The 24,471-nt window shown below is 71.0% G+C and carries 21 protein-coding genes; 20 read left to right on the plus strand and 1 reads right to left on the minus strand.

Annotated features, from left to right (window positions below; genetic code table 11):
- Positions 1-24 precede the first annotated feature (24 nt).
- The 19 genes from BG418_RS37920 (at position 25) to BG418_RS38010 (ending at position 21,158) form a co-directional block, all read left to right on the plus strand.
- Positions 25-1,851, plus strand: a complete 1,827-nt coding sequence (locus BG418_RS37920; protein WP_188278665.1) for a DUF5941 domain-containing protein — start codon at positions 25-27, stop codon at positions 1,849-1,851.
- Positions 1,848-2,585, plus strand: a complete 738-nt coding sequence (locus tag BG418_RS37925; protein WP_188278627.1) for a sugar phosphate nucleotidyltransferase — start codon at positions 1,848-1,850, stop codon at positions 2,583-2,585. The genes BG418_RS37920 and BG418_RS37925 overlap by 4 nt, the downstream gene beginning before the upstream one ends.
- Positions 2,573-3,634, plus strand: a complete 1,062-nt coding sequence (locus BG418_RS37930; protein ID WP_188278628.1) for an iron-containing alcohol dehydrogenase family protein — start codon at positions 2,573-2,575, stop codon at positions 3,632-3,634. Before BG418_RS37925 ends, BG418_RS37930 begins: the two co-directional genes overlap by 13 nt.
- Positions 3,612-4,391 (plus strand): CDP-alcohol phosphatidyltransferase family protein, encoded by a 780-nt coding sequence (locus BG418_RS37935; RefSeq protein WP_188278629.1) that lies wholly within the window; start codon positions 3,612-3,614, stop codon positions 4,389-4,391. Before BG418_RS37930 ends, BG418_RS37935 begins: the two co-directional genes overlap by 23 nt.
- Entirely contained in the window at positions 4,388-5,272 is an 885-nt protein-coding gene (locus BG418_RS37940) for a glycosyltransferase (RefSeq protein ID WP_188278630.1), read from the plus strand. The genes BG418_RS37935 and BG418_RS37940 overlap by 4 nt, the downstream gene beginning before the upstream one ends.
- Positions 5,273-5,369: 97 nt before the next feature.
- Entirely contained in the window at positions 5,370-6,251 is an 882-nt protein-coding gene (locus BG418_RS37945) for an ABC transporter permease (protein WP_188278631.1), read from the plus strand.
- 13 nt (positions 6,252-6,264) lie between these two features.
- Positions 6,265-7,047: an ABC transporter ATP-binding protein gene (locus BG418_RS37950; protein WP_188278666.1), complete on the plus strand. Its 783-nt coding sequence runs from the start codon at positions 6,265-6,267 to the stop codon at positions 7,045-7,047.
- Between the two features lie 520 nt (positions 7,048-7,567).
- Positions 7,568-8,461 carry a squalene synthase HpnC gene (hpnC, locus tag BG418_RS37955; protein ID WP_188278632.1) on the plus strand — a complete coding sequence of 298 codons (894 nt, stop codon included), beginning with the start codon at positions 7,568-7,570 and terminating at the stop codon, positions 8,459-8,461.
- Positions 8,458-9,408 (plus strand): presqualene diphosphate synthase HpnD, encoded by a 951-nt coding sequence (gene hpnD, locus BG418_RS37960; protein ID WP_188278633.1) that lies wholly within the window; start codon positions 8,458-8,460, stop codon positions 9,406-9,408. The genes hpnC and hpnD overlap by 4 nt, the downstream gene beginning before the upstream one ends.
- Before the next feature lie 136 nt (positions 9,409-9,544).
- Complete coding sequence (gene hpnE, locus BG418_RS37965) at positions 9,545-10,927, plus strand: hydroxysqualene dehydroxylase HpnE (RefSeq protein WP_188278634.1); 1,383 nt, start codon at positions 9,545-9,547, stop codon at positions 10,925-10,927.
- Positions 10,924-12,027: a polyprenyl synthetase family protein gene (locus tag BG418_RS37970; RefSeq protein WP_223186012.1), complete on the plus strand. Its 1,104-nt coding sequence runs from the start codon at positions 10,924-10,926 to the stop codon at positions 12,025-12,027. Before hpnE ends, BG418_RS37970 begins: the two co-directional genes overlap by 4 nt.
- A 116-nt stretch (positions 12,028-12,143) precedes the next feature.
- Positions 12,144-14,138: a squalene--hopene cyclase gene (gene shc / locus BG418_RS37975; protein WP_188278636.1), complete on the plus strand. Its 1,995-nt coding sequence runs from the start codon at positions 12,144-12,146 to the stop codon at positions 14,136-14,138.
- Positions 14,138-14,791, plus strand: a complete 654-nt coding sequence (locus BG418_RS37980; RefSeq protein ID WP_188278637.1) for a 1-hydroxy-2-methyl-2-butenyl 4-diphosphate reductase — start codon at positions 14,138-14,140, stop codon at positions 14,789-14,791. The genes shc and BG418_RS37980 overlap by 1 nt, the downstream gene beginning before the upstream one ends.
- Positions 14,792-14,796: 5 nt before the next feature.
- A complete protein-coding gene (hpnH, locus tag BG418_RS37985; protein ID WP_188278638.1) occupies positions 14,797-15,819 on the plus strand; it encodes an adenosyl-hopene transferase HpnH in 1,023 nt (340 codons plus the stop codon).
- A 4-nt stretch (positions 15,820-15,823) separates the two neighbouring features.
- Complete coding sequence (gene ispG, locus BG418_RS37990) at positions 15,824-16,996, plus strand: flavodoxin-dependent (E)-4-hydroxy-3-methylbut-2-enyl-diphosphate synthase (protein ID WP_188278639.1); 1,173 nt, start codon at positions 15,824-15,826, stop codon at positions 16,994-16,996.
- A 44-nt stretch (positions 16,997-17,040) separates the two neighbouring features.
- Entirely contained in the window at positions 17,041-18,945 is a 1,905-nt protein-coding gene (dxs, locus tag BG418_RS37995; RefSeq protein ID WP_188278640.1) for a 1-deoxy-D-xylulose-5-phosphate synthase, read from the plus strand.
- The gene (locus BG418_RS38000; protein WP_188278641.1) at positions 18,942-20,333 is read left to right on the plus strand and encodes an aspartate aminotransferase family protein; all 1,392 of its coding nucleotides are present in this window, start codon (positions 18,942-18,944) and stop codon (positions 20,331-20,333) included. The genes dxs and BG418_RS38000 overlap by 4 nt, the downstream gene beginning before the upstream one ends.
- A gap of 65 nt (positions 20,334-20,398) precedes the next feature.
- Positions 20,399-21,007: a helix-turn-helix domain-containing protein gene (locus BG418_RS38005; RefSeq protein WP_188278642.1), complete on the plus strand. Its 609-nt coding sequence runs from the start codon at positions 20,399-20,401 to the stop codon at positions 21,005-21,007.
- Between the two features lie 10 nt (positions 21,008-21,017).
- Positions 21,018-21,158 carry a DUF6126 family protein gene (locus BG418_RS38010; protein ID WP_188278643.1) on the plus strand — a complete coding sequence of 47 codons (141 nt, stop codon included), beginning with the start codon at positions 21,018-21,020 and terminating at the stop codon, positions 21,156-21,158.
- A 10-nt stretch (positions 21,159-21,168) separates the two neighbouring features.
- On the opposite strand, the gene BG418_RS38015 is transcribed toward BG418_RS38010, so the two are convergent.
- Positions 21,169-21,984 carry a tyrosine-protein phosphatase gene (locus tag BG418_RS38015; protein WP_317453890.1) on the minus strand — a complete coding sequence of 272 codons (816 nt, stop codon included), beginning with the start codon at positions 21,982-21,984 and terminating at the stop codon, positions 21,169-21,171.
- A 199-nt stretch (positions 21,985-22,183) separates the two neighbouring features.
- On the opposite strand from BG418_RS38015, the gene BG418_RS38020 reads away from it, so the two are divergent.
- Entirely contained in the window at positions 22,184-24,325 is a 2,142-nt protein-coding gene (locus BG418_RS38020; RefSeq protein ID WP_188278645.1) for an alpha-galactosidase, read from the plus strand.
- The last annotated feature ends 146 nt before the right edge of the window (positions 24,326-24,471 follow it).

Consider the following 24,471-nt stretch of genomic DNA (forward strand, 5'->3'; position numbering starts at 1 on the left):
GCCAGTTCCAAGGAGTGAGTTCGTCTGTCGACCGCCATCCTGACCGGACTGCTGGTCCCCGGGTCGCAGCTCGGAACCGAGTTGCGCTCGCTGGGCTTCGACATCCGGTCGGCCCACCGCCCCGAGGACCTGCCCGGCCTGCTCGCCGAGGTCCCGCCCGGTGAGCGGGTCGCCCTGGTCGACCCGCGCTTCGTGGGCCATACGCACGCCCTGCGCCTCGCGCTGACCGACCCCCGGTTCCCGGCGGCGGCGGTCGACGGGGCCATGACGGTCCAGGCGGAGGCCCGCCCCGTGCTCACGCGGGCGCTCGCGGACCTCGCCGGGCACCCGGAGCCCGCCGCCAACGGCTCGGTCGCCGTGAACGCCCCGGCCACCGGTGTCCTCACCGACAGGGTCGCCACCGCTCTGGAGGACCGGGGCGTCGCCGTGCACCGCCCCGAGCTCGGCTCGCTGGTGGCGACCGTGCCGGAGGGGCCCGAGGCCGCCTTCGCCGCCCGCAAGGCCGTCGACGCCGTCGACGACGAGGCCGTGCGGCTGCGCAACGCCGTGAAGTCCCGCGACGGGTTCTTCACCACCTTCTGCATCAGCCCGTACTCGCGCTACCTCGCCCGCTGGTGCGCCCGCCGGGGCCTCACGCCCAACCAGGTCACCACCGCCTCGCTGCTCACCGCGCTGATCGCGGCCGGTTGCGCGGCGACGGGCACCCGGGGCGGCTATGTGGCGGCCGGTCTGCTGCTGATCTTCTCCTTCGTCCTGGACTGCACCGACGGGCAGCTCGCCCGCTACTCCCTGCAGTACTCGACGCTCGGCGCCTGGCTGGACGCCACCTTCGACCGGGCCAAGGAGTACGCGTACTACGCGGGCCTGGCGCTCGGCGCGGCCCGGGGCGGCGACGACGTATGGGCGCTCGCGCTCGGCGCGATGGTGCTCCAGACCTGCCGCCATGTCGTGGACTTCTCCTTCAACGAGTCCAACCACGACGCCACCGCCAACACCAGCCCCACCGCCGCCCTCTCCGACAAGCTCGACTCGGTCGGCTGGACGGTCTGGGTGCGCCGGATGATCGTGCTGCCGATCGGCGAGCGCTGGGCGATGATCGCGGTCCTGACCGCCGTCACCACACCCCGCACCGTCTTCTACGTGCTGCTCATCGGGTGCGCGTTCGCGGCCTGCTACACCACGGCCGGGCGCGTGCTGCGCTCGCTGACCCGCCGCGCGACCCGTACCGACCGGGCCGCGCAGGCCCTCGTGGAGCTCGCGGACAACGGGCCGCTCGCCGAGCTGTTCGCCAAGGTCGTCCGGGCCCGGGGCGCGTGGACCTCGCCGGTCCTCGCCCTGCTCGGCGCGGCCGCGGTGGTCGTCCCCGCGCTCACCGTGGACCTCGACGGCCCGTACGTGATCGTCGGCGCGGCCGTCTACGCGATCCTCGCGGGCGCCGCCGTGAGCAGCCCCCTCAAGGGCGCCCTCGACTGGCTCGTCCCGCCGTTCTTCCGGGCCGCCGAATACGGCACGGTCCTGGCCCTCGCCGCCCGCTCCGAGGTGAACGGGGCCTTGCCCGCGGCCTTCGGACTGGTGGCGGCGGTCGCCTACCATCACTACGACACGGTCTACCGCATCAAGGGCGGTTCCGGCGCGCCGCCGCGCTGGCTGGTGCGCCTGAGCGGCGGCCACGAGGGGCGGACGCTGCTGGTCGCGGTGCTCGCCGCGACGCTGGCCACCCGCGGCACGGACTTCACCCTGGCGCTCACCGCCCTCGCGGTAGGCATCGCGCTCCTGGTGGTCGTGGAGTCCATCCGCTTCTGGGTGTCCTCCGGAGCACCCGCAGTACATGACGAAGGAGAAACGGCATGATCGGCCTCGTACTCGCAGCCGGTGCAGGACGGCGTCTGCGCCCCTACACCGACACGCTCCCGAAGGCCCTCGTGCCCGTCGACGGCGACACCACCGTGCTCGACCTCACGCTCGGCAACTTCGCCGAGGTGGGTCTGACCGAGGTCGCGATCGTCGTCGGCTACCGCAAGGAAGCGGTGTACGCCCGTAAGGAAGCCCTTGAGGCGAAGTACGGCGTCACGCTCACGCTGATCGACAACGACAAGGCCGAGGAGTGGAACAACGCCTACTCCCTGTGGTGCGCCCGTGACGTCCTGAAGCAGGGCGTCATCCTCGCCAACGGCGACACCGTGCACCCGGTCTCCGTCGAGAAGACCCTGCTGGCCGCCCGCGGCCAGGGCCAGAAGATCATCCTCGCCCTCGACACGGTGAAGCACCTCGCCGACGAGGAGATGAAGGTGATCACCGCCGAGGGCGAGGGTGTGCGACGCATCACCAAGCTGATGGACCCGGCCACCGCGACCGGCGAGTACATCGGCGTCACGCTGATCGAGCCCGAGGCCGCCGAGGAGCTGGCGGACGCGCTGAAGACCACCTTCGAGCGCGACCCCGACCTCTACTACGAGGACGGCTACCAGGAGCTCGTGAACCGCGGCTTCACCGTCGACGTGGCGCCCATCGGCGAGGTCTCGTGGGTCGAGATCGACAACCACGACGACCTCGCGAAGGGCCGTGAGATCGCATGCCGGTACTGACCCGGCTCATTCCGTCGCCGGTCGTCGTCGACATCAGCCGGGGTGCCCTGGACGACCTGGCCGGTCTCCTCGCCGACCAGCGGATCTCGGCCTCCGGCAAGCTGGCGATCGCGGTCAGCGGCGGCTCGGGCCAGGCGCTGAGCGAGAAGCTGGCGCCGGTGCTGCCGGGCGCCGACTGGTACCCGGTCGCGGACGGCACCATCGACTCGGCCGTGCAGCTCGGCGACGACATCAAGGGCAAGCGCTACGACGCGGTCGTGGGCCTGGGCGGCGGCAAGATCATCGACGTGGCGAAGTACGCCGCGGCGCGGGTCGGGCTGCCCATGGTGGCCGTCGCCACCAACCTGTCGCACGACGGCATCTGCTCGCCGGTCTCCATCCTCGACAACGACAACGGCCGCGGCTCCTACGGTGTGCCCACGCCGATCGCCATGGTCATCGACCTCGACGTCATCCGGGAGGCCCCGGACCGGTTCGTCCGCTCCGGCATCGGCGACGCGATCTCCAACATCTCGGCGATCGCCGACTGGGAGCTGTCGCGCCAGGTCACCGGCGAGCCGGTGGACGGCCTCGCCGCCGCCATGGCGCGCACCGCCGGCGAGTCGGTGCTGCGCCACCCGGGCACCACCGGCGACGACGAGTTCCTCACCGTCCTGTCCGAGGCGCTGGTCCTGTCCGGCATCGCCATGTCGATCAGCGGGGACACCCGCCCCTCGTCCGGCGCCTGCCACGAGATCAGCCACGCCTTCGACCTGCTCTACCCCAAGCGCTCCGCGCTCCACGGCGAGCAGGTCGGCCTCGGCGCCGCCTTCGCGATGCATCTGCGCGGCGCCACCGAGCAGGCCGGTCTCTTCATCGAGGTGCTGCGGCGGCACAACCTGCCCGTACGCCCCGAGGACATCGGCTTCACCGCCCTGGAGTTCGTCCGCGCGGTCGAGTACGCCCCGCAGACCCGTCCCGGGCGCTTCACGATCCTGGAACACCTCAACCTTTCCGCAGACCAGATCAAGGACGCATACGCCGACTATGCAAAAGCCATCGGTAGCTGAACTCCGCCCGGTCGTGCACCCTCCGGGCGTCAAGGACCGGCGGAGCGGCGAGCACTGGGGAGGCCGGCTCTACATGCGCGAGGTCTCCCTGCGCGTCGACCGGCACCTGGTGAACACGCGGGTCACGCCCAACCAGCTGACCTATGTGATGACCGTCGCCGCGGCCTTCGCGGCCCCGGCCCTGCTGGTGCCCGGGATCTGGGGCGCCGTGCTCGGCGTGGTGATGGCCCAGGTCTATCTGCTCCTCGACTGCGTCGACGGCGAGGTCGCCCGCTGGAAGAAGCAGTACTCGATGGTCGGCGTCTACGTGGACCGGGTCGCGGCCTATGTGCTCGACGCCGCGGTCCTTGTCGGCTTCGGCCTGCGCGCCGCCGACATCTGGGGCACAGGCCGCATCGACTGGCTGTGGGCCTTCCTGGGCACCCTGGCCGCCCTCGGCGCGGTCCTGATCAAGTCGGAGACCGACCTGGTGGGCGTGGCCCGGCACCAGCAGGGCATGCCGCCGGTCAAGGAGACGGCGTCCGAGCCGCGCTCGTCCGGCATGGCGCTGGCCCGCCGGGCCGCCGGCGCGCTCAAGTTCCACCGGCTGGTCATGGGCATCGAGGCGACCCTGCTGATCCTGGTCCTTGCGATCGTGGACCACGTCCGCGGCGACCTGTACTTCTCCCGGCTCGGCGTCGCGGTGCTCGCGGGCATCGCGCTGCTGCAGAGCGTGCTGCACCTGGTGTCCATCCTCGCCTCCAGCAGGCTCAAGTGAGCGCCCCCGCGAAGGTCGGCGCGGTCGTCATCACCATGGGCAACCGCCCCGAGGAGCTGCGCGCGCTGCTCGACTCGGTCGCCAAGCAGGACGGCGACCAGGTCGAGGTCGTCGTGGTCGGCAACGGCGCCCCGGTGCCGGACGTCCCGGCGGGTGTACGGACCGTGGAGCTGCCCGAGAACCTGGGCATCCCGGGCGGGCGCAACGTCGGCATCGAGGCGTTCGGCCCGTCCGGCGCCGAGGTCGACATCCTGCTCTTCCTCGACGACGACGGCCTGCTGCCGAACACCGACACCGCCGAGCTGTGCCGCCAGGCCTTCGCGGCGGACCCGGAGCTCGGCATCATCAGCTTCCGCATCGCCGACCCGGAGACCGGGGTCACCCAGCGCCGCCATGTCCCGAGGCTGCGCGCCTCCGACCCGATGCGCTCCTCGCGCGTGACGACCTTCCTCGGCGGCGCCAACGCCGTACGGACAAAGGTCCTCGCCGAGGTCGGCGGGCTGCCGGACGAGTTCTTCTACGCGCACGAGGAGACCGATCTGGCCTGGCGGGCGCTGGATGCCGGCTGGATGATCGACTACCGCGCGGACATGGTGCTCCACCACCCGACGACGGCGCCGTCCCGGCACGCGGTCTACCACCGGATGGTGGCCCGCAACCGGGTCTGGCTGGCCCGGCGCAACCTGCCGGCCCTCCTGGTGCCCGTCTACCTCGGCGTGTGGATGCTCCTCACGCTCGCCAGGAAGCCCTCCGGGCCCGCGCTCAAGGCGTGGTTCGGCGGCTTCAAGGAGGGCTGGACCACGCCGTGCGGACCGCGTCGCCCCATGCGGTGGCGCACGGTCTGGCGGCTGACCCGGCTGGGCCGTCCGCCGGTGATCTGACAGTCTCGAAGCCGAGAGCACAACCGGCCCGGGCCCTGCAGGGCCCGGGCGCACCGGGTCGTCGCGCGTACTTCATTGAAAGCGAAAGTTTCCACTTGTGAGTGACACAACTCTGTCCCCGGCGGAACTCGCCGCCAAGCACGGACTGTCGGTGAGCGGCGCCCGGCCGGGGCTGTTCGAGTACTGCAGCCAGCTCTGGGGCCGGCGCCACTTCATCCTGTCCTTCTCGCAGGCGAAGCTGACCGCCCAGTACAGCCAGGCCAAGCTCGGCCAGATCTGGCAGGTGGCCACCCCGCTGCTCAACGCGCTGGTCTACTACTTCATCTTCGGCATCCTGATGAACGCCAAGCGGGGTATCGCGTCCGACGTGTACATCCCGTTCCTGGTGACGGGCGTGTTCGTGTTCACCTTCACCCAGAACTCGGTGATGGCGGGCGTGCGGGCGATCTCCGGCAACCTGGGCCTGGTGCGCGCGCTGCACTTCCCGCGCGCCTCGCTGCCGGTCTCCTTCGCGCTCCAGCAGCTCCAGCAGCTGCTGTTCTCGATGATCGTCCTGGTGCTCGTGGTGGTGGCCTCCGGCACCAAGCCGATGGTGTCGTGGCTCCTGATGGTGCCGGTGCTCGGGCTGCAGTTCGTGTTCAACACGGGCCTCGCGCTGATCATGGCCCGGCTCGGCAGCAAGACCCCGGACCTGGCCCAGCTGATGCCGTTCATCCTGCGCACCTGGATGTACGCGTCCGGTGTCATGTTCAGCATCAAGGTGGTCCTCCAGGGCAAGCCGCACTGGCTCGCCCAGGTGCTCCAGGTGAACCCGGCCGCGGTCTACATGGACCTGGCCCGGTTCGCCATGATCGACGGATACGGCCGCCACAACCTGCCGCCGCACGTGTGGGTGGCGGCGGTCGGCTGGGCGCTGGCCGTCGGCGTCGTGGGCTTCGTGTACTTCTGGAAGGCAGAGGAGCAGTACGGCCGTGGCTGAGGACAACAACCGGATCGCCGACGACAGCGGCGCGCGCATCCCCACCGTCATCGCCGACGACGTGCACATCGTGTACACCGTCAACGGCGCGGGCGGCGGCCGAGGCAGCGCCACCGCCGCGCTGAGCCGGATCGTCGGGCGCGACAAGGGCGAGTCCCGGGGCATGCGGAAGGTGCACGCCGTACGCGGTGTCTCCTTCACGGCGTACCGGGGCGAGGCGATCGGCCTGATCGGCACCAACGGCTCGGGCAAGTCGACCCTGCTGCGGGCCATCGCGGGGCTGCTGCCGCCCGCCAAGGGCAAGGTGTACACCAACGGCCAGCCCTCGCTGCTCGGCGTCAACGCGGCGCTGATGAACGAGCTGACCGGTGAGCGCAACGTGATCCTCGGCGGCCTGGCCATGGGCATGTCGCGCGAGGAGATCAAGGAGCGCTACGAGGAGATCGTCGACTTCTCCGGCATCAACGAGAAGGGCGACTTCATCACCCTGCCGATGCGGACGTACTCCTCGGGCATGGCGGCCCGCCTGCGGTTCTCCATTGCCGCCGCCAAGGACCACGACGTCCTGATGATCGACGAGGCGCTGGCCACCGGTGACCGCAAGTTCCAGATCCGCTCCGAGGAGCGCATCCGCGAGCTGCGCAAGCACGCGGGCACGGTCTTCCTGGTCAGCCACAGCATCGGCTCCATCCGCGACACCTGCGACCGGGTGCTGTGGCTGGAGCGGGGCGAGCTCCTGATGGACGGCCCCACGGACGAGGTGGTCAAGGCCTACCAGAAGGAGACGGGGCGCTAGGGCGCGCGGCTTACCGGTCACTTCGGCTGCGGGTCGTCTGTGGCTGGTCGCGCAGTTCCCCGCGCCCCTTGGTGGTGTACCGGTGCCGCTAGGCCCTGGCCACTACCGCATCCCCTTGAAAGCCCCCGTCGATCAACCCCGGCGGGGGTCTTCGCGTCCCTGGGGGTGGTCCGGAGGCGGGCCGTCCATGTCAAGGCTGCGTCAAGTCGCCTGCGTCGGGGGAAGGTTGGCGTGGATTGAAGTGTTCTTGTAATGCGCGCAACACCCCGACGTGTTGTCAGGCGTTGTACAACGTAAGCTGTACCGGTGTTGATCGTGACGGAAGGGCGGGACCGCACCGGGCGCCCCTCGCGGGAGCCGTCCTCCACTGGGGAGGTTCGGCGGCGTGTCCGAAATGGGGTATTTTGGGTCGGCGGTGTAGAACGGGAGATATGACGGCAATGGCTACGGGAAATCTCCAACGACGAGAGACCTCCGCCGTTCCCGTACCGGGCGGTCCCCGGTGACAGGTGTCCGGGACGTGCGCACCGACTCCCCCTCGCGCACCACGCTCGACAAGGCCACGGAGGAGAACTTCCCGGTGGCCCCCTTCTTTCTGCCGCGCGCCTGGCGTGACGACCTGATGGCCGTGTACGGCTTCGCCCGCCTGGTCGACGACATCGGCGACGGCGACCTCGCGCCCGGCGGCGCGGACGCCCGCGCGCTCGGCGTGTCCCCGGCCGACGCGGACGACCGGCTCGTCATGCTCGACGCCTTCGAGACCGACCTGCGGCGCGTCTTCGACGCCACGCCGCACCACCCGCTGCTGCTCGCCCTCCAGCCGACCGTCCGCCGCCGCTCGCTGAGCCCCGAGCCGTTCCTCGGCCTCGTCGCCGCGAACCGCCAGGACCAGCAGGTCAAGCGGTACGAGACATACGAGGACCTGGTCGCGTACTGCGAACTCTCGGCCAATCCGGTGGGCCGCCTGGTCCTCGCGATCACCGGCACCGAGAGCCCCGAGCGCGTGCGCCGCTCCGACGCCGTCTGCACCGCGCTGCAGATCGTCGAGCACCTCCAGGACGTCTCCGAGGACCTGGGCCGGGACCGTATCTATCTGCCCGCCGAGGACATGCGGCGCTTCCATGTGGCCGAGGCCGATCTGGCCGCGGCGCACGGGAGCGCGTCGGTGCGCGCCCTGGTCGCGTTCGAAGCGGAACGCGCCGGACAGTTGCTGAATGAAGGCACCTCCCTGGTGGGTAGCGTCCACGGCAGACTCAAGCTGCTGCTGGCCGGATTCGTGGCCGGGGGACGCGCCGCGCTCGACGCGGTCGCTGCCGCCGGCCACGACGTACTCCCTGGACCGCCCAAGCCCACCAAGTCCAGTCTGCTGCGCGAAGTGGGAGCCGTGTTGCGTAGAGCGCGTAGAGAGGGGTGAGCCGGACCGTGGATCCACACGCACACGTGTCCCCGCCGGTACAGGCCGCGTACAGCTACTGCGAGGCCGTGACCGGGCAGCAGGCGCGCAATTTCGCGTACGGCATCAGGCTGCTGCCGACCGACAAGCGGCAGGCGATGTCGGCCCTCTACGCGTTCTCGCGGCGGGTCGACGACATCGGCGACGGCACGCTGCCCGCCGACGCCAAGAACCAGCGCCTGGAGGAGACCCGGGCACTGCTCGGCAAGATCGCCGAGGGCGCGGTCGAGGAGGACGACACCGACCCGGTGGCGGTGGCGCTCGCCGACGCGGCGCGCCGCTTCCCGATCCCGCTCGGCGGCCTCGACGAGCTCATCGACGGCGTCCTGATGGACGTGCGCGGCGAGACCTATGAGACCTGGGACGACCTGAAGGTCTACTGCCGGTGTGTCGCCGGTGCCATCGGCCGGCTCTCCCTGGGCGTGTTCGGTACACAACCGGGCGCACCGGGCGCCGAACGCGCCGCCGAGTACGCCGACACGCTGGGGCTCGCGCTCCAACTCACCAACATCCTCAGAGACGTTCGCGAGGACGCGGGCAACGGGCGCACCTATCTGCCCGCCGACGACCTGGCCAAGTTCGGCTGCGCCGCGGGCTTCCACACCCCGGTGCCGCCGGCCGGATCCGACTTCGCCGGGCTCGTCCACTTCGAAGTGCGGCGCGCCCGGGCCCTGTTCGCCGAGGGCTACCGGCTGCTGCCGATGCTCGACCGGCGCAGCGGTGCCTGCGTGGCCGCGATGGCGGGGATCTACCGGCGCCTGCTCGACCGCATCGAGCGCGACCCGGAGGCCGTGCTGCGCGGCCGGGTCTCGCTGCCGGGCCGCGAGAAGGCGTACGTCGCGGTACGCGGACTGTCCGGGCTCGACACCCGTACCGTCTCCCGGCAGACCGCCAGGAGGCGCGCCTGATGGCCCATCGGCACCTGGACGTGCGGCCGAGGAGCATTACGCGCAGAAGGTGCGGAACCCTCCGCTATCCCACCGCGTCCCTGAGAGCAACGGCCGGCCGCGCGCACGACAGCAGCACGACCGGAGGGGAGGGCGTATGACAGCCCCGCAGCCCGACCGCGCGGTGGTCGTCGGCGGAGGACTCGCCGGCATCACCGCCGCGCTCGAACTGGCCGACGCCGGACTCGGCGTGACCCTCGTCGAGGGCCGCCCGCGCCTGGGCGGCCTCGCCTTCTCGTTCCGGCGCGGCGAGCTCACCGTCGACAACGGTCAGCATGTGTACCTGCGCTGCTGCACGGCGTACGGCTGGTTCCTCGACCGGGTCGGCGGCGCCGGGCTCGCACCCCTGCAGCGCCGCCTGGACGTGCCGGTCCTCGATGTGGCGCGCCCGGGCGGGCCGCGCCTGGGCAGGCTGCGCCGCACGGCGCTGCCCGTGCCGCTGCACCTGGCGAGCAGCCTCGCCACCTATCCGCACCTCTCGCTGGCCGAGCGGGCCTCCGTCGGGCGCGCCGCACTCGCGCTCAAGGGCCTGGACCCGGCCGACCCGGCGCTCGACGGCGTGGACTTCGCCACCTGGCTCGGCCGCCACGGCCAGTCGCCCCGCGCCATCGAGGCCCTGTGGGACCTGGTCGGGGTCGCGACCCTGAACGCGACGGCGCCGCACGCCTCCCTCGGCCTCGCCGCGATGGTCTTCAAGACCGGGCTGCTCTCCGAGCCGGGCGCCGCCGACATCGGCTGGGCCCACGTGCCGCTCGGTGAGCTCCACGACACGCTGGCGCGCAAGGCGCTCGCGGCGGCCGGGGTCCGCGTCGAGACCCGTACGAAGGCCGACTCCGTCTCCCGTACGGAGAGCGGCGTCTGGCAGGTGCGCACCGGCGCCGAGACGCTGGACGCCGAGGCCGTCGTCCTCGCCGTGCCGCAGCGCGAGGCCCATGACCTGCTGCCCTACGGCGCGCTCGACGACCCGGGCAAGCTCCTCGACATCGGCACCGCGCCGATCCTCAACCTGCACGTCGTCTACGACCGCAAGGTGCTGCGCCAGCCGTTCTTCGCCGCGCTCGGCAGCCCCGTGCAGTGGGTCTTCGACCGCACCGAGTCCTCCGGGCTCACGGGCGGCGGCCAGTATCTGGCGGTCTCCCAGTCGGCCGCCGGGGACGAGATCGACGAGCCGGTCGCCGCGCTGCGCGCCAAGTACCTCCCCGAGCTCGAACGGCTGCTGCCCGCCGCGCGCGGCGCGGGCGTACGGGACTTCTTCGTGACCCGGGAGCGGACAGCGACGTTCGCCCCCACCCCCGGCGTCGGACGGCTGCGGCCGACGGCGCGTACCAACGCCCCCGGTCTCTACCTGGCCGGCGCGTGGACCGCCACCGGCTGGCCCGCGACGATGGAGGGCGCCGTACGCAGCGGATTCAGCGCCGCCGGCGCGGCTCTCGCCGTGCTCGGGCGCTCCCACGCCCATCCGCTTCAGGAGGCGGCATGACCGTTAGCAGCACTGGAACAAGAGGAGAGACCGTGCCGACTGTGCCTTCGGCGAAATCGGCTGTCGACACCGTGGACGTCGCCGCGCTTCTGGAACGCGGCAGGGCGCTGTCCACCCCGGTGCTGCGCACGGCCGTGGACCGGCTCGCGGCTCCCATGGACACCGTCGCCGCCTACCACTTCGGGTGGATCGACGCCCAGGGCAACCCGGCGGACGGCGACGGCGGCAAGGCCGTGCGGCCCGCGCTCGCGCTGCTCTCCGCCGAGGCGGCCGGGGCGAAGCCCGAGGTGGGGATCCCGGGCGCGGTCGCGGTCGAGCTCGTGCACAACTTCTCGCTGCTCCACGACGACCTGATGGACGGCGACGAGCAGCGCCGCCACCGCGACACGGTGTGGAAGGTGCACGGCCCGGCGCAGGCGATCCTCGTCGGCGACGCGCTGTTCGCGCTGGCCAACGAGGTGCTGCTGGAGCTCGGCACGGTCGAGGCCGGGCGGGCGACACGCCGCCTGACCACCGCGAGCCGCAAGCTCATCGACGGCCAGGCCCAGGACATCTCCTACGAGCACCGCGAGCGGGTCACCGTCGAGGAGTGCCTGGAGATGGAGGGCAACAAGACGGGCGCGCTGCTCGCCTGCGCCTGCTCCATCGGCGCGGTGCTCGGCGGCGCCGACGACGAGACGGCCGACACCCTGGAGGCGTACGGCTACCACCTCGGCCTCGCCTTCCAGGCCGTCGACGACCTGCTCGGCATCTGGGGCGACCCCGACGCGACCGGCAAGCAGACCTGGAGCGATCTGCGCCAGCGCAAGAAGTCCCTGCCGGTGGTGGCCGCGCTCGCCGCCGGCGGCCCGGCCTCCGAGCGTCTCGGCGAACTGCTGGCCGCCGACGCCAAGAGCAACGACTTCGACACGTTCTCCGAGGAGGAGTTCGCCACCCGGGCCGCCCTCATCGAGGAGGCGGGCGGCCGTGAGTGGACCTCGCAGGAGGCCCGCCGCCAGCACACCGTGGCGATCGAGGCGCTGAGCCGGGTGGACATGCCGGAGCAGGTACGGGCCCAGCTCACCGCGCTGGCCGACTTCGTCGTCGTACGAAAGAGATGATCACCATTCCCATATGACGCAGCGTCGCCGGATCGGGCCCGCCAGAACGGGCCGCGATCCGACGGAGACCCCAGCACAGCAGAAGTCAGCACCTGCACTTGCATTAAGGGGAAGCCATGACAGCGACGACCGACGGAAGCGCCGAGGCCCTCCAGCCTCGGGCCGCCGCGGCCAGCGAACCGACCGAACCACCCTTTGGCGCGGACGGGGTACGGGACGCCGCCCGGCGGGCGACGGAACGCGGGGCCGAGCATCTGCTCGGCCGCCAGGACGCCCTGGGCTGGTGGAAGGGCGACCTGGAGACCAACGTCACCATGGACGCCGAGGATCTGCTGCTGCGTCAGTTCCTCGGTATCCAGGACGAGAAGACCGTGCACGCGTCCGCGCTCTTCATCCGGGGCGAGCAGCGCGACGACGGCACCTGGGCCACCTTCCACGGCGGCCCGCCCGAGCTCTCCGCCACCGTCGAGGCGTATGTGGCGCTGCGGCTCGCCGGGGACCGGCCGGACGATCCGCACATGGTGCGGGCCTCGGCGTGGATCCGCGAGCAGGGCGGGATCGCCGCCTGCCGGGTCTTCACCCGGATCTGGCTCGCGCTGTTCGGCTGGTGGAAGTGGGACGACCTGCCGGAACTCCCGCCAGAGCTGCTGTTCCTGCCCAAGTGGTTCCCGCTGAACATCTACGACTTCGGCTGCTGGGCCCGGCAGACGATCGTGCCGCTCACGGTGGTCTCCGCCAAGCGGCCGGTACGGCCCGCGCCCTTCGCGCTCGACGAGCTGCACACCGACGCGCGCGACCCCAACCCGGCCAAGAGCCTTGCTCCCATGGCGAGTTGGGACGGCGCCTTCCAGCGGCTCGACAAGGCGCTGCACGTCTACCACCGCCTCGCCCCGCGCGCCCTGCGCCGTACCGCGATGAACATGGCCGCCCGCTGGATCGTCGAACGCCAGGAGAACGACGGCTGCTGGGGCGGGATCCAGCCGCCCGCCGTGTACTCGGTGATCGCCCTGCATCTGCTCGGCTACGACCTCCAGCACCCCGTGATGCGGGCGGGCCTCGAATCCCTGGACCGGTTCGCGGTGTGGCGCGAGGACGGCGCCCGGATGATCGAGGCGTGCCAGTCGCCGGTCTGGGACACGTGCCTCGCCACCATCGCGCTCGCCGACGCGGGGCTGCCCGCCGATCATCCGGCCCTGGTGAAGGCCGTCGACTGGATGCTCGGCGAGGAGATCGTCCGGCCCGGCGACTGGGCCGTGCGCAAGCCCCGACTGTCGCCCGGCGGCTGGGCGTTCGAGTTCCACAACGACAACTACCCGGACATCGACGACACCGCCGAGGTGATCCTCGCGCTGCGCCGGGTGCGCCACCCCGACCCCGAGCGGGTCGAGGGCGCGATCCGCCGCGCCGCGCGCTGGACGCTCGGTATGCAGTCGAAGAACGGGGCGTGGGCCGCCTTCGACGCCGACAACACCAGCCCGTTCCCCAACCGGCTGCCGTTCTGCGACTTCGGCGAGGTCATCGACCCGCCGTCGGCCGACGTCACCGCGCATGTGGTGGAGATGCTGGCGGTCGAGGGCAAGGCACACGACCCGCGCACGAGGCGCGGCATCGAGTGGCTGCTCGCCGAACAGGAGGCGAGCGGCGCCTGGTTCGGCCGCTGGGGCGTCAACTACGTCTACGGAACGGGCTCGGTGGTACCGGCCCTGACGGCGGCGGGACTTCCCGGCTCGCACCCCGCCATCCGCCGGGCCGTCGCCTGGCTGGAGTCGGTGCAGAACGACGACGGCGGCTGGGGCGAGGACCTGCGCTCCTACCGCGAGGAGAAGTGGATCGGGCACGGCGCCTCGACCGCCTCCCAGACCGCCTGGGCGCTGCTCGCGCTGCTCGCGGCGGGGGAGCGGGAGAGCGCGGCGGTCCAGCGGGGGATCGCGCATCTCGTCGCCACCCAGCGCGAGGACGGCTCCTGGGACGAGCCGTACTTCACCGGGACCGGTTTCCCCTGGGACTTCTCGATCAACTACCACCTCTACCGCCAGGTGTTCCCGCTCACCGCACTCGGCCGTTACGTCCATGGAGAACCGTTCTCCCCCAGCGGCCCCAAGGGGAAGTGATGGACGTACGCCCCGCCCTCCCGGAACCCGTACCGCTGCTCGTCGCCTGTGCGCTCACCATCGAGGAACTGGCGCTGCGCAGCGGCGGCCGCGGCCGCACCCCCGGCCAGGTGGTGACCGTGCTGCGCAGCGGCATGGGGCCCAGGGCCGCCGAGCGGGCCGTGCTGCGCGGCCTGGGCACGGCGGCGAACCGGGAGGCGGCCGTGATCGCCTCCGGGTTCTGCGCGGGCCTGGCCCCCGGAATGCACCCCGGGGACCTGGTCGTCGCCGAAGAGACCCGCGACCCACGCGGCACCACCGCCTGCGTGGGTACGGAGGTGCTGGCCAAGGCGCTGAGCGCGGCGCTGCCCGGCCGCACCGTGCACACCGGTCCGCTCATCGGCTCCGACCACGTGGTGCGTGGCCACGAACGGGCCGAGCTGCGCGCGACCGGGGCGATCGCCGTGGACATGGAGTCCGCGGCGACGCTGTGGAGCGCCGTCGGGGCCGGAGAGCGTCCGGTTGCGGCCGTACGAGTGGTCGTGGACGCTCCGGAACATGAACTCGTCCGGATCGGCACGGTACGCGGGGGAATATCAGCCTTCCGCGTTCTTCGTGCCGTCCTTCCCGCTTTCTTTGAATGGCACCGTTCTTTGCCGCTCCCCAGGAGGTGAGCCAGATGGCCATGCCGCTTCGTCAGTCCATCAGGGTCGGGACCTATCTTTTTGAACAGAAGCTCCGCAAGCGTGAGAAGTTCCCGCTCATCGTCGAGCTGGAGCCGCTCTTCGCCTGCAATCTGAAGTGCGAGGGCTGCGGGAAGATCCAGCATCCGGCCGGGATCCTGAAGCAGCGCATGCCGGTGGCGCAGGCGGTGGGAGCGGTCCTGGAGTCGGGCGCCCCCATGGTGTCCATCGCGGGCGGCGAGCCGCTGATGCACCCTCAGATCGACGAGATCGTGCGGCAGTTGGTGGCAAAGCGGAAGTACGTCTTCCTGTGCACCAACGCGCTGCTGCTGCGCAAGAAGCTGGAGAAGTTCACCCCGTCCCCGTACTTCGCGTTCGCGGTGCACATCGACGGACTGCGCGAACGGCACGACGAGTCGGTGGCCAAGGAAGGCGTCTTCGACGAGGCGGTCGAGGCGATCAAGGCGGCCAAGAAGGCGGGCTTCCGGGTCACCACCAACTCCACCTTCTTCAACACCGACACCCCGCAGACCATCATCGAGGTGCTCAACTTCCTCAACGACGACCTCCAGGTCGACGAGATGATGATCTCGCCCGCGTACGCCTACGAGAAGGCGCCCGACCAGGAGCACTTCCTGGGCGTCGAGCAGACCCGCGAGCTCTTCAAGAAGGCGTTCTCCGGAGGCAACCGGCGCCGCTGGCGGCTCAACCACTCCCCGCTCTTCCTGGACTTCCTGGAGGGCAAGGCGGACTTCCCGTGCACGGCGTGGGCGATCCCCAACTACTCGCTCTTCGGCTGGCAGCGGCCCTGCTATCTGATGAGCGACGGGTACGTGCCGACGTACCGGCAGCTGGTCGAGGAGACCGACTGGAGCAAGTACGGCCGCGGCAAGGACGAGCGGTGCGCCAACTGCATGGCGCACTGCGGCTACGAGCCGACCGCCGTCCTGGCGACCATGGGCTCGCTCAAGGAGTCGCTGCGCGCGGTCCGCGAGACCGTGCAGGGAAACCGCGGGTGACGTGATGAGCAGGCACGGAGAACCAGTCTCACTGGGGCTCCCCACGCCGCCGGCCCGGCCGCTGGCGATGCGTCGCGCCTCGCGGCGCATCCAGGTCGGGTCGGTGGCGGTCGGCGGGGATGCCCCTGTCTCGGTGCAGTCGATGACGACGACGCGTACGTCGGACATCGGCGCGACCTTGCAGCAGATCGCGGAGCTGACGGCCTCGGGCTGCCAGATCGTGCGCGTGGCGTGCCCCACGCAGGACGATGCGGACGCGTTGGCGACCATCGCGCGGAAGTCGCAGATCCCGGTGATCGCGGATATTCATTTCCAGCCGAAGTACGTGTTCGCGGCGATCGATGCGGGCTGTGCGGCGGTGCGGGTGAACCCGGGCAACATCAAGCAGTTCGACGACAAGGTCAAGGAGATCGCCCGGGCGGCGAAGGACGCGGGGACGCCGATCCGTATCGGTGTGAACGCGGGCTCGCTGGACGCGCGTCTGCTGAAGAAGTACGGGAAGGCGACGCCCGAGGCGCTGGTGGAGTCCGCGCTGTGGGAGGCCTCCCTCTTCGAGGAGCATGACTTCCGGGACATCAAGATCTCGGTGAAGCACAACGACCCGGTCGTGATGGTGAACGCCTACCGTCAGCTGGCCGCGCAGTGCGACTACCCGCTGCACCTGGGCGTGACCGAGGCGGGCCCTGCCTTCCAGGGCACGATCAAGTCGGCCGTCGCGTTCGGCGCGCTGCTCAGTGAGGGCATCGGCGACACCATCCGCGTCTCCTTGTCCGCGCCTCCGGCGGAGGAGATCAAGGTCGGGATCCAGATCCTGGAGTCGCTGAACCTGCGCCAGCGCCGCCTGGAGATCGTCTCCTGCCCGTCCTGTGGTCGGGCGCAGGTGGATGTGTACAAGCTGGCCGAGGAGGTCACGGCGGGCCTGGAGGGCATGGAGGTCCCGCTGCGGGTCGCGGTCATGGGCTGTGTCGTGAACGGTCCGGGTGAGGCCCGTGAGGCCGACCTGGGTGTGGCCTCGGGCAATGGCAAGGGGCAGATCTTCGTGAAGGGTGAGGTCATCAAGACCGTCCCGGAGTCGAAGATCGTGGAGACGTTGATCGAGGAGGCGATGAAGATCGCCGAGCAGATGGAGAAGGAGGGCACCGCCTCCGGTGCCCCGCGGGTCACCGCGCTGGGCTGACCGACACCACCGTGAGCTGAAGAGGATCCGAAGGGGGCTCCAGCGTGACGATCTTGGAGAATATTCGGGGGCCGCACGACCTACAGGCGCTGGACGGCGCCGAACTCGCCGATCTGTCCCAGGAGATCAGGGACTTCCTGATCCACGCGGTGGCGCGGACCGGGGGCCATCTCGGGCCCAATCTGGGGGTGGTGGAGCTCTCCATCGCCCTGCACCGGGCCTTCGACTCGCCGGTCGACCGCATCCTGTGGGACACCGGCCACCAGAGCTACGTACACAAACTGCTCACCGGGCGGCAGGACTTCTCGAAGCTGCGCTCCAAGGGCGGTCTCTCCGGCTATCCCTCGCGCGCCGAGTCCGAGCACGACGTCATCGAGAACTCGCACGCCTCCACCGTGCTCGGCTGGGCCGACGGCCTCGCCAAGGCCAACCAGGTACGCGGCCGCTCCGGCCATGTCGTCGCGGTCATCGGCGACGGCGCGCTCACCGGCGGCATGGCCTGGGAGGCGCTGAACAACATCGCCGCCGCCCGGGACCGCCCGCTGATCATCGTCGTCAACGACAACGAGCGCTCGTACAGCCCCACCATCGGCGGCCTCGCCAACCACCTCGCCACGCTGCGCACCACCGACGGCTACGAGCGCTTCCTCGCCTGGGGCAAACAGGTGCTCCAGCAGACGCCCGTGATCGGGCAGCCGCTGTACGAGTCGCTGCACGGCGCCAAGAAGGGGTTCAAGGACGCCTTCGCGCCCCAGGGCATGTTCGAGGACCTGGGCCTCAAATACGTCGGGCCGATCGACGGGCACGACATCGCGACCGTCGAGTCGGCGCTGCGTCGAGCCAAGCGCTTCCACGGCCCGGTGCTCGTGCACTGCCTCACCGAGAAGGGGCGCGGCTACCAGCCGGCCCTGGACGACGAGGCCGACCGCTTCCACGCCGTCAACGCGATGGACCCGCTCACCTGTGTACCGCTCACCCCCTCCAACGGCCCTTCCTGGACCTCGGTGTTCGGCGCGGAGCTGGCCCGGCTCGGCGGGGAGCGGCGGGACATCGTGGCGATCACGGCGGCGATGCTGCACCCGACCGGCCTGACCGAGTTCGCCGAGCGCTTCCCGGACCGGGTGTGGGACGTGGGGATCGCCGAGCAGCACGCGGCGGTCTCGGCGGCCGGGCTCGCCACGGGCGGGCTGCACCCGGTGGTCGCCGTCTACGCCACCTTCCTCAACCGGGCCTTCGACCAGGTTCTGATGGATGTGGCGCTGCACCGGTGCGGGGTGACGTTCGTCCTGGACCGGGCCGGGGTCACCGGAGTTGACGGGGCGTCACACAACGGTATGTGGGACCTGTCGATCCTTCAGGTGGTGCCCGGGCTGCGGATCGCCGCGCCGCGCGACGCCGCGCGGCTGCGGGCCGAGCTGCGCGAGGCCGTGGAGGTCGGCGACGCGCCGACCGTGCTGCGCTTCCCCAAGGAGTCGGTGGGCCCCGACATCCCCGCCATCGACCGGGTCGGCGGCATGGACGTGCTGCGCCGCGACGAGGACGCCGATGTGCTGATCGTGGCCGTCGGGGTGCTCGCCCCGGTCTGCCTCCAGGCCGCCGACCTGCTCGCCGGGCGCGGCATCCGGTGCACGGTGGTGGACCCCCGCTGGGTCAAGCCCGTCGACGACCAGCTCGCGCCGCTGGCCGAGCGGCACCGGCTGGTCGCGGTCGCGGAGGACAACAGTCGTACGGGAGGCGTCGGTTGGGCCGTCGGGCAGGCGCTGCGGGACGCCGGGGTCGACACACCCCTGCGCACCTTCGGCATCCCCGAGCAGTTCCTCGCCCACGCCAAGCGCGGCGAGGTCCTGGCCGACATCGGGCTCACCCCCGTGGAGATCGCGGGACGGATCAGCGCCGCGCTCGCGGCGAAGGACGAGGCTGTGGTGCGGGAGAAGGAGAACGACGGATGACCGAGCCCAAAGGCTTCGACCTGGGCAGACTCCTCGCCGAGCGCGGCGGCGAGCGCTATGAGCTGCACACGAAGTACCTGAATCACCAGCTGCCGCGCATGCTCCACACCATCGGCTTCGACAAGGTCTACGAGCGGGCCGAGGGCGCGTACTTCTGGGACGCGGAGGGCCAGGACTACCTCGACATGCTCGCCGGCTTCGGCGTGATGGGCCTGGGCCGCCACCACCCCGTCGTGCGCAAGGCGCTGCACGACGTGCTCGACGCCTCTCTTGCGGACCTCACCCGCTTCGACTGCCAGCCGTTGCCCGGCCTGCTCGCCGAGAAGCTGCTGGCCCACAGCCCGCACCTGGACCGCGTGTTCTTCGGCAACAGCGGTACGGAGGCGGTGGAGACCGCGCTGAAGTTCGCCCGGTACGCCACCGGGAAGCCCAGGGTCCTGTACTGCTCGCACGCCTTCCATGGGCTGACCACCGGCTCGCTCTCGGTCAACGGCGAGTCGGGCTTCCGCGACGGCTTCGCCCCGCTGCTGCCGGACACGGCGGTCCCGCTGGGCGATCTCGCCGTACTGGAGCGGGAGTTGAAGCGCGGGGACGTGGCCGCGCTGATCGTCGAGCCGATCCAGGGCAAGGGCGTCCTCGAAGCGCCGCCCGGCTATCTGCTCGCGGCCCAGGAGCTCCTGCACCGGCACAAGGCGCTCCTGATCGCCGACGAGGTGCAGACCGGCCTCGGCAGGACCGGCGACTTCTATGCGTACCAGCACGAGAAGGGCGTCGAGCCGGACCTGGTGTGTGTGGCCAAGGCGCTCTCCGGCGGCTATGTGCCGGTCGGGGCGACCCTCGGCAAGGAGTGGATCTTCAAGAAGGTGTACTCGTCGATGGACCGGGTCCTGGTCCACTCGGCGAGCTTCGGCTCCAACGCGCAGGCGATGGCGGCCGGGCTCGCCGTGCTTTCGGTGATGGAGGACGAGGGCGTCGTCGCCAACGCGCGCGTGACCGGCGAACTGCTCAGATCCCGGCTCGCCGCGCTGGTCGACCGGTACGAGCTGCTGCACGATGTGCGCGGGCGCGGGCTGATGATCGGCATCGAGTTCGGCAAGCCGTCCTCGATGCGGCTGCGCGGGCGCTGGACGATGCTCCAGGCGGCCCGCAAGGGGCTCTTCGCGCAGATGGTCGTGGTGCCGCTGCTCCAGAAGCACCGCATCCTCACCCAGGTCTCCGGCGACCACCTGGAGGTCATCAAGCTGATCCCGCCACTGACGATCGGTGAACGCGAGGTGGACCGCTTCGTCGACGCGTTCACCGCCGTGATGGACGACGCGCACGGCGGGGGCGGCCTGATGTGGGACTTCGGGCGGACGCTGGTGAAGCAGGCGGTGGGGAACCGGTAGGTGCTGTTTTTGCCTCCGAGGCAAAAAATTTGCCTCGGAGGCAATGCCTTGCGTGAATGGGGTGCATGAGCACTCCCGCCGAAGGCGCCGGGGAGTCGTCCGGTCCGGCGCTCCCCGATGTCGCCCCGCGTCTGCGTGATCTGCGGCGCCGCCGCGGTCTCACCCTGGAGGCCGCCGCCCCGCGCGCCGGTCTCTCGCCCGCTCATCTCTCGCGGCTTGAGACGGGCGCCCGCCAGCCCTCGCTGCCGATGCTGCTCGCGCTCGCCCGTACCTACGGTACGACGGTCTCCGAGCTGCTGGGCGAGATGCCGCCCGAGCGCGAGCCCGTCATCCGGGCCGGCCGTGCCGGGCCCGCCGAGGCCGACGGCTGGACGTACCACCGGGCCGGCCACTCCGGCCGCGCCATGCAGGCCCTGCGCGTGGAGATCCCGTACGGCACCCAGCGCGAGCTGGTCCGGGTCCACCCCGGCGAGGAGTGGCTGTACGTCCTGGACGGGCGGCTGCGGCTGAGCCTCGGTGACGCCGTGCACGAACTCGACCCCGGCGACAGCGCGCACTTCGACTCGCTCACGCCGCACCGGATCTCGGCCGTGTCGCACGGCGGGGCCGAGTTCCTGTTCGTCCACACCCTGCTGCAGAGCCCCGATCCGCATCCGCACCATCCGCACGGCTGAGAGGTACGACATGTCGCAGAACCAGGGATCCGGCGCCGACACCCACGAGACCAAGTTCCCCCGTGGTCTGGTGATCCGGCTCTTCGCCTATCTGATCGCGGGCCACATCTTCGCGGCCTTCCTCTACCTCCTGTTCACCGTCGGCAAGTGAGGCCCATGAGTTACGCGGCGTCGCCGACCAGCCGGTCGCGCAGTCGCTCGCGGGTCTCGGGCGCGAGTTTCAGCCCTTCCGCCAGATAGCGCTCGGTGGTGCCCCAGGTCTCCTCGATGGTGTCGAAGGCCGCGCGCAGATAGCCGGCGCGGGCGTCGAAGAGGGGGGTGAGGAGCTCGACGACCTCGGCATTCAGCCCGTTCGGCGAGTCGTCGCTGCGGTGCATCTTGTAGCGGCGGTGCGGGTCGTTGGACTTGAGGTAGTCCGCCTCGATCGCCTCGCGCTCGACGCCCACTGCGAGCAGCGACACCGCGATCGACAGGCCCGCGCGGTCCTTGCCCGCGGCGCAGTGCATCAGCGCCGGGACGCTGTCCTCGGCCAGCGCGTGCAGCACCCGGCTGTGCTCGGCGGTGCGCTGGCGGATGATCGTCCGGTACGAGGCGGCCATCCGGTCCGCGCCCTTGCCGTCGGCCAGGACCGAGCGCAGCTGGTTGATGTCGCCGTCGCGGACCATCTTCCAGAACTCGGCCCCGTCGGCCGGGTCGGTCAGCGGGATGTTGACATTGCGCACGCCCGGGAGATCGACGTCGGGGCCTTCGAGCCGCTGGTCGGCCGCGTTGCGGAAGTCGAAGATCGTGTGCAGCCCGAGGGCGGAGAGGAAGGCCGCGTCCTGCTCCGTCGCATGGGCGAGATGGCCGCTGCGGAAGAGCCGGCCGTGCCGCAGTACACGGCCGTCCACGGTCGGCAGTCCGCCCACATCACGGAAGTTGCGTACCCCGGAGAGCTCGGGTTCGGTCGAGGGGGCCTGCGGAGTCTGCTGGGTCACGTTGGCTCCTGATGTGGGTGTCGGAAATCGCTCACGGTGGCGCAATGCGACGATACGACATGGATTCCTGGGGCAATCATCTCGTTCGACCATGGCCGAAGGCGAGCCCCGCGCGACCGTTGCCCTGACGGGCCCCGCACCCCGATCCTGTCCCTGGTGTTCGTGCCTGTGCGTACCTGTGCGGAACTGAGGGGTTGCGATGATCGAGACCGGTGACAAGGGACGGCTGTGGCTGCTCTCCGGCCGCACCAGTGGCTATGCGCTGCACCTCACAGACCGCGCGGAACTCCTGCATCTGCACTGGGGACCCCGGCTGACCCTCGCCGACGCCGAAGCCCTGTCCGCCGAGCCCCAGCCGTCCCCCTGGCCCTTCGAGTCACCACTGGATGGCCGGGAGGAGTACACCGTCGAGGGCGGGCCCCGATTCGTGCGCCCCGCGCTCTCCATCCGTACGAGGGAAGTGCGCGGCACCGAGTGGACTTTCGAGGGGGCCGCCGTCGACGGGGACGAGCTGCGGCTGCGCTTCACCGACGCCGTGCACCGGCTCGGGCTGACTCTGTCCTACCGGATGCGCGACGACTCGGACGTGATCGAGCGCTGGGCCACGGTCGCCCACGAAGGCGCGGCCGGGGACCCGGACCTCGAACTGCTCCGCGCGGATGCCGCCGTGTGGACGCTGCCGCTGCGTGACGGCTGGCGCGTGAGCCAACTGCACGGCCGCTGGGCCGCCGAGTCCCGGCTCGTACGTTCCGAGCTCACCCCGGGCGAGCGCGTCCTCGGCAGCCGCCGGGGCCACACCGGCCATCAGCATCTGCCCTGGGTCGCCCTGGACGAGGGCGACGCCACCGAGGAGAGCGGCGAGGTGTACACGTGCGCGCTCGGCTGGTCCGGGTCCTGGCGCACCGCCGTCCAGCACCTCCCGGACGGTCGGGTGCAGATCAACGGCGGCGCCGGGTACGACGACTCCGGTTTGCTGCTGCTCGCCCCCGGCGACAGCTACAGCACCCCGGTCTTCGCCGGGCTGTGGAGCCCCGGCGGCTTCGGCGGGGCCAGTCGGGAGTGGCACGCCTGGCAGCTCGCCCGGGTGATCCCGGACGCCGAGCGGGTGCGGCCGGTGCTCTTCAACTCCTGGGAGGCCACCGGCTTCGCCATCTCCGCACCCCAGCAGCGCGCGCTCGCCCAGCGCGCGGCCGCGATGGGCGTCGAGCTGTTCGTCGTCGACGACGGCTGGTTCGGCGCCCGCACCGGCGACGCGGCGGGCCTCGGGGACTGGACGCCCCACCCCGAGCGGTTCCCCGGTGGACTGAAGCCCCTGGCCGACGAGGTGCACGCGCTCGGGATGAAGTTCGGGATCTGGATCGAGCCCGAGATGGTCAACCCGGACAGCGACCTCTACCGGGCGCATCCGGAGTGGGTGCAGCACCAAGTGGGCCGCCGCCGTACCGAGTTCCGCAACCAGCTCGTTCTCAACCTCGCCCGCCCGGACGTCAGTGAATACCTCTGGGAGCAGCTGGACGCGCTCCTGGCGAGCGCGCCGATCGACTATGTGAAGTGGGACTTCAACCGCTGCTTCACCGACGCGGGCTGGCCCGGCGAGGAGTATCCGCAGAAGCTCTGGATCGAGCATGTGCAGTCGCTCTACGGCCTGTTGGACCGGCTGCGGGCCGCGCACCCGGACGTCGCCTTCGAGTCCTGCTCGGGCGGCGGCGGTCGCATAGACCTCGGCATCCTGTCCCGTACGGACCAGGTGTGGACCTCCGACAACACCGATCCGCTGGACCGGCTCGCCATCCAGCACGGCTTCAGCCAGCTGCACCCGGCCCGGGTGATGGCGGCGTGGGTCACCGACAGCCCCAACACCCAGCTGAACGGACGGATCAGCAGTCTGCGCTTCCGCTTCGTGAGCGCGATGGCCGGGGTGCTGGGCATCGGCGGCGACCTCACTCGCTGGAGCGAGACGGAACTGGCCGAGGCGCGTGACTGGGTGGAGCTCTACAAGGAGATCCGGCCGGTGGTGCAGCTCGGCGCCCAATACCGGCTGCGGCCCCCGCGCGGCGGGCTCAGCGCGGTCCAGTACACCCGAGGCGACGACACGGTGGTGCTCGCGTACCTCCAGGCCCAGCACCACGGTGAACGACCGCCCGCGGTACGGCTGCGCGGCCTCGACCCGGCCGCTGTCTACCGCTGCCTGGACACCGGAGCCGTACATCGTGGAGCCCTGTTGCTGCACCGGGGGCTCGACACGGGGCTGCGCGGCGATCTGGACGCGGCCGTGTTCCGGCTCCGGCGCATCCATCCGCTCCCGGCGCACGCCCCCCACGCTGACCGGACCCGGCCATGAACTCCCTTTCTATATGGGGTTGTTGAGACTGGGCGACAGCCCTGGGGCGGGTCCGGGTGGTACGGACCGGGCCCGTGCCGCCCACGTCGCCCCCGGCCAGGGCGCCTCGGGTCAGCCGCCGAGCCGACTCGTATACGACCGTGGAA

The sequence above is a fragment of the Streptomyces sp. CBMA152 genome (assembly GCF_014596475.1).
Taxonomy (GTDB): Bacteria; Actinomycetota; Actinomycetes; order Streptomycetales; family Streptomycetaceae; genus Streptomyces.

What these genes read in the sequence shown, in the direction of transcription:
- BG418_RS38005 (WP_188278642.1), top strand. Translation starts at nt 20,399, where the DNA reads ATGAGCACTCCCGCCGAAGGCGCCGGGGAGTCGTCCGGTCCGGCGCTC.
- hpnE (WP_188278634.1), top strand. Translation starts at nt 9,545, where the DNA reads ATGACAGCCCCGCAGCCCGACCGCGCGGTGGTCGTCGGCGGAGGACTC.
- BG418_RS37930 (WP_188278628.1), top strand. Translation starts at nt 2,573, where the DNA reads ATGCCGGTACTGACCCGGCTCATTCCGTCGCCGGTCGTCGTCGACATC.
- BG418_RS38020 (WP_188278645.1), top strand. Translation starts at nt 22,184, where the DNA reads ATGATCGAGACCGGTGACAAGGGACGGCTGTGGCTGCTCTCCGGCCGC.
- ispG (WP_188278639.1), top strand. Translation starts at nt 15,824, where the DNA reads ATGAGCAGGCACGGAGAACCAGTCTCACTGGGGCTCCCCACGCCGCCG.
- BG418_RS38010 (WP_188278643.1), top strand. Translation starts at nt 21,018, where the DNA reads ATGTCGCAGAACCAGGGATCCGGCGCCGACACCCACGAGACCAAGTTC.
- shc (WP_188278636.1), top strand. Translation starts at nt 12,144, where the DNA reads ATGACAGCGACGACCGACGGAAGCGCCGAGGCCCTCCAGCCTCGGGCC.
- BG418_RS37980 (WP_188278637.1), top strand. Translation starts at nt 14,138, where the DNA reads ATGGACGTACGCCCCGCCCTCCCGGAACCCGTACCGCTGCTCGTCGCC.
- BG418_RS37925 (WP_188278627.1), top strand. Translation starts at nt 1,848, where the DNA reads ATGATCGGCCTCGTACTCGCAGCCGGTGCAGGACGGCGTCTGCGCCCC.
- BG418_RS37935 (WP_188278629.1), top strand. Translation starts at nt 3,612, where the DNA reads ATGCAAAAGCCATCGGTAGCTGAACTCCGCCCGGTCGTGCACCCTCCG.
- hpnH (WP_188278638.1), top strand. Translation starts at nt 14,797, where the DNA reads ATGGCCATGCCGCTTCGTCAGTCCATCAGGGTCGGGACCTATCTTTTT.
- BG418_RS38000 (WP_188278641.1), top strand. Translation starts at nt 18,942, where the DNA reads ATGACCGAGCCCAAAGGCTTCGACCTGGGCAGACTCCTCGCCGAGCGC.
- BG418_RS37970 (WP_223186012.1), top strand. Translation starts at nt 10,924, where the DNA reads ATGACCGTTAGCAGCACTGGAACAAGAGGAGAGACCGTGCCGACTGTG.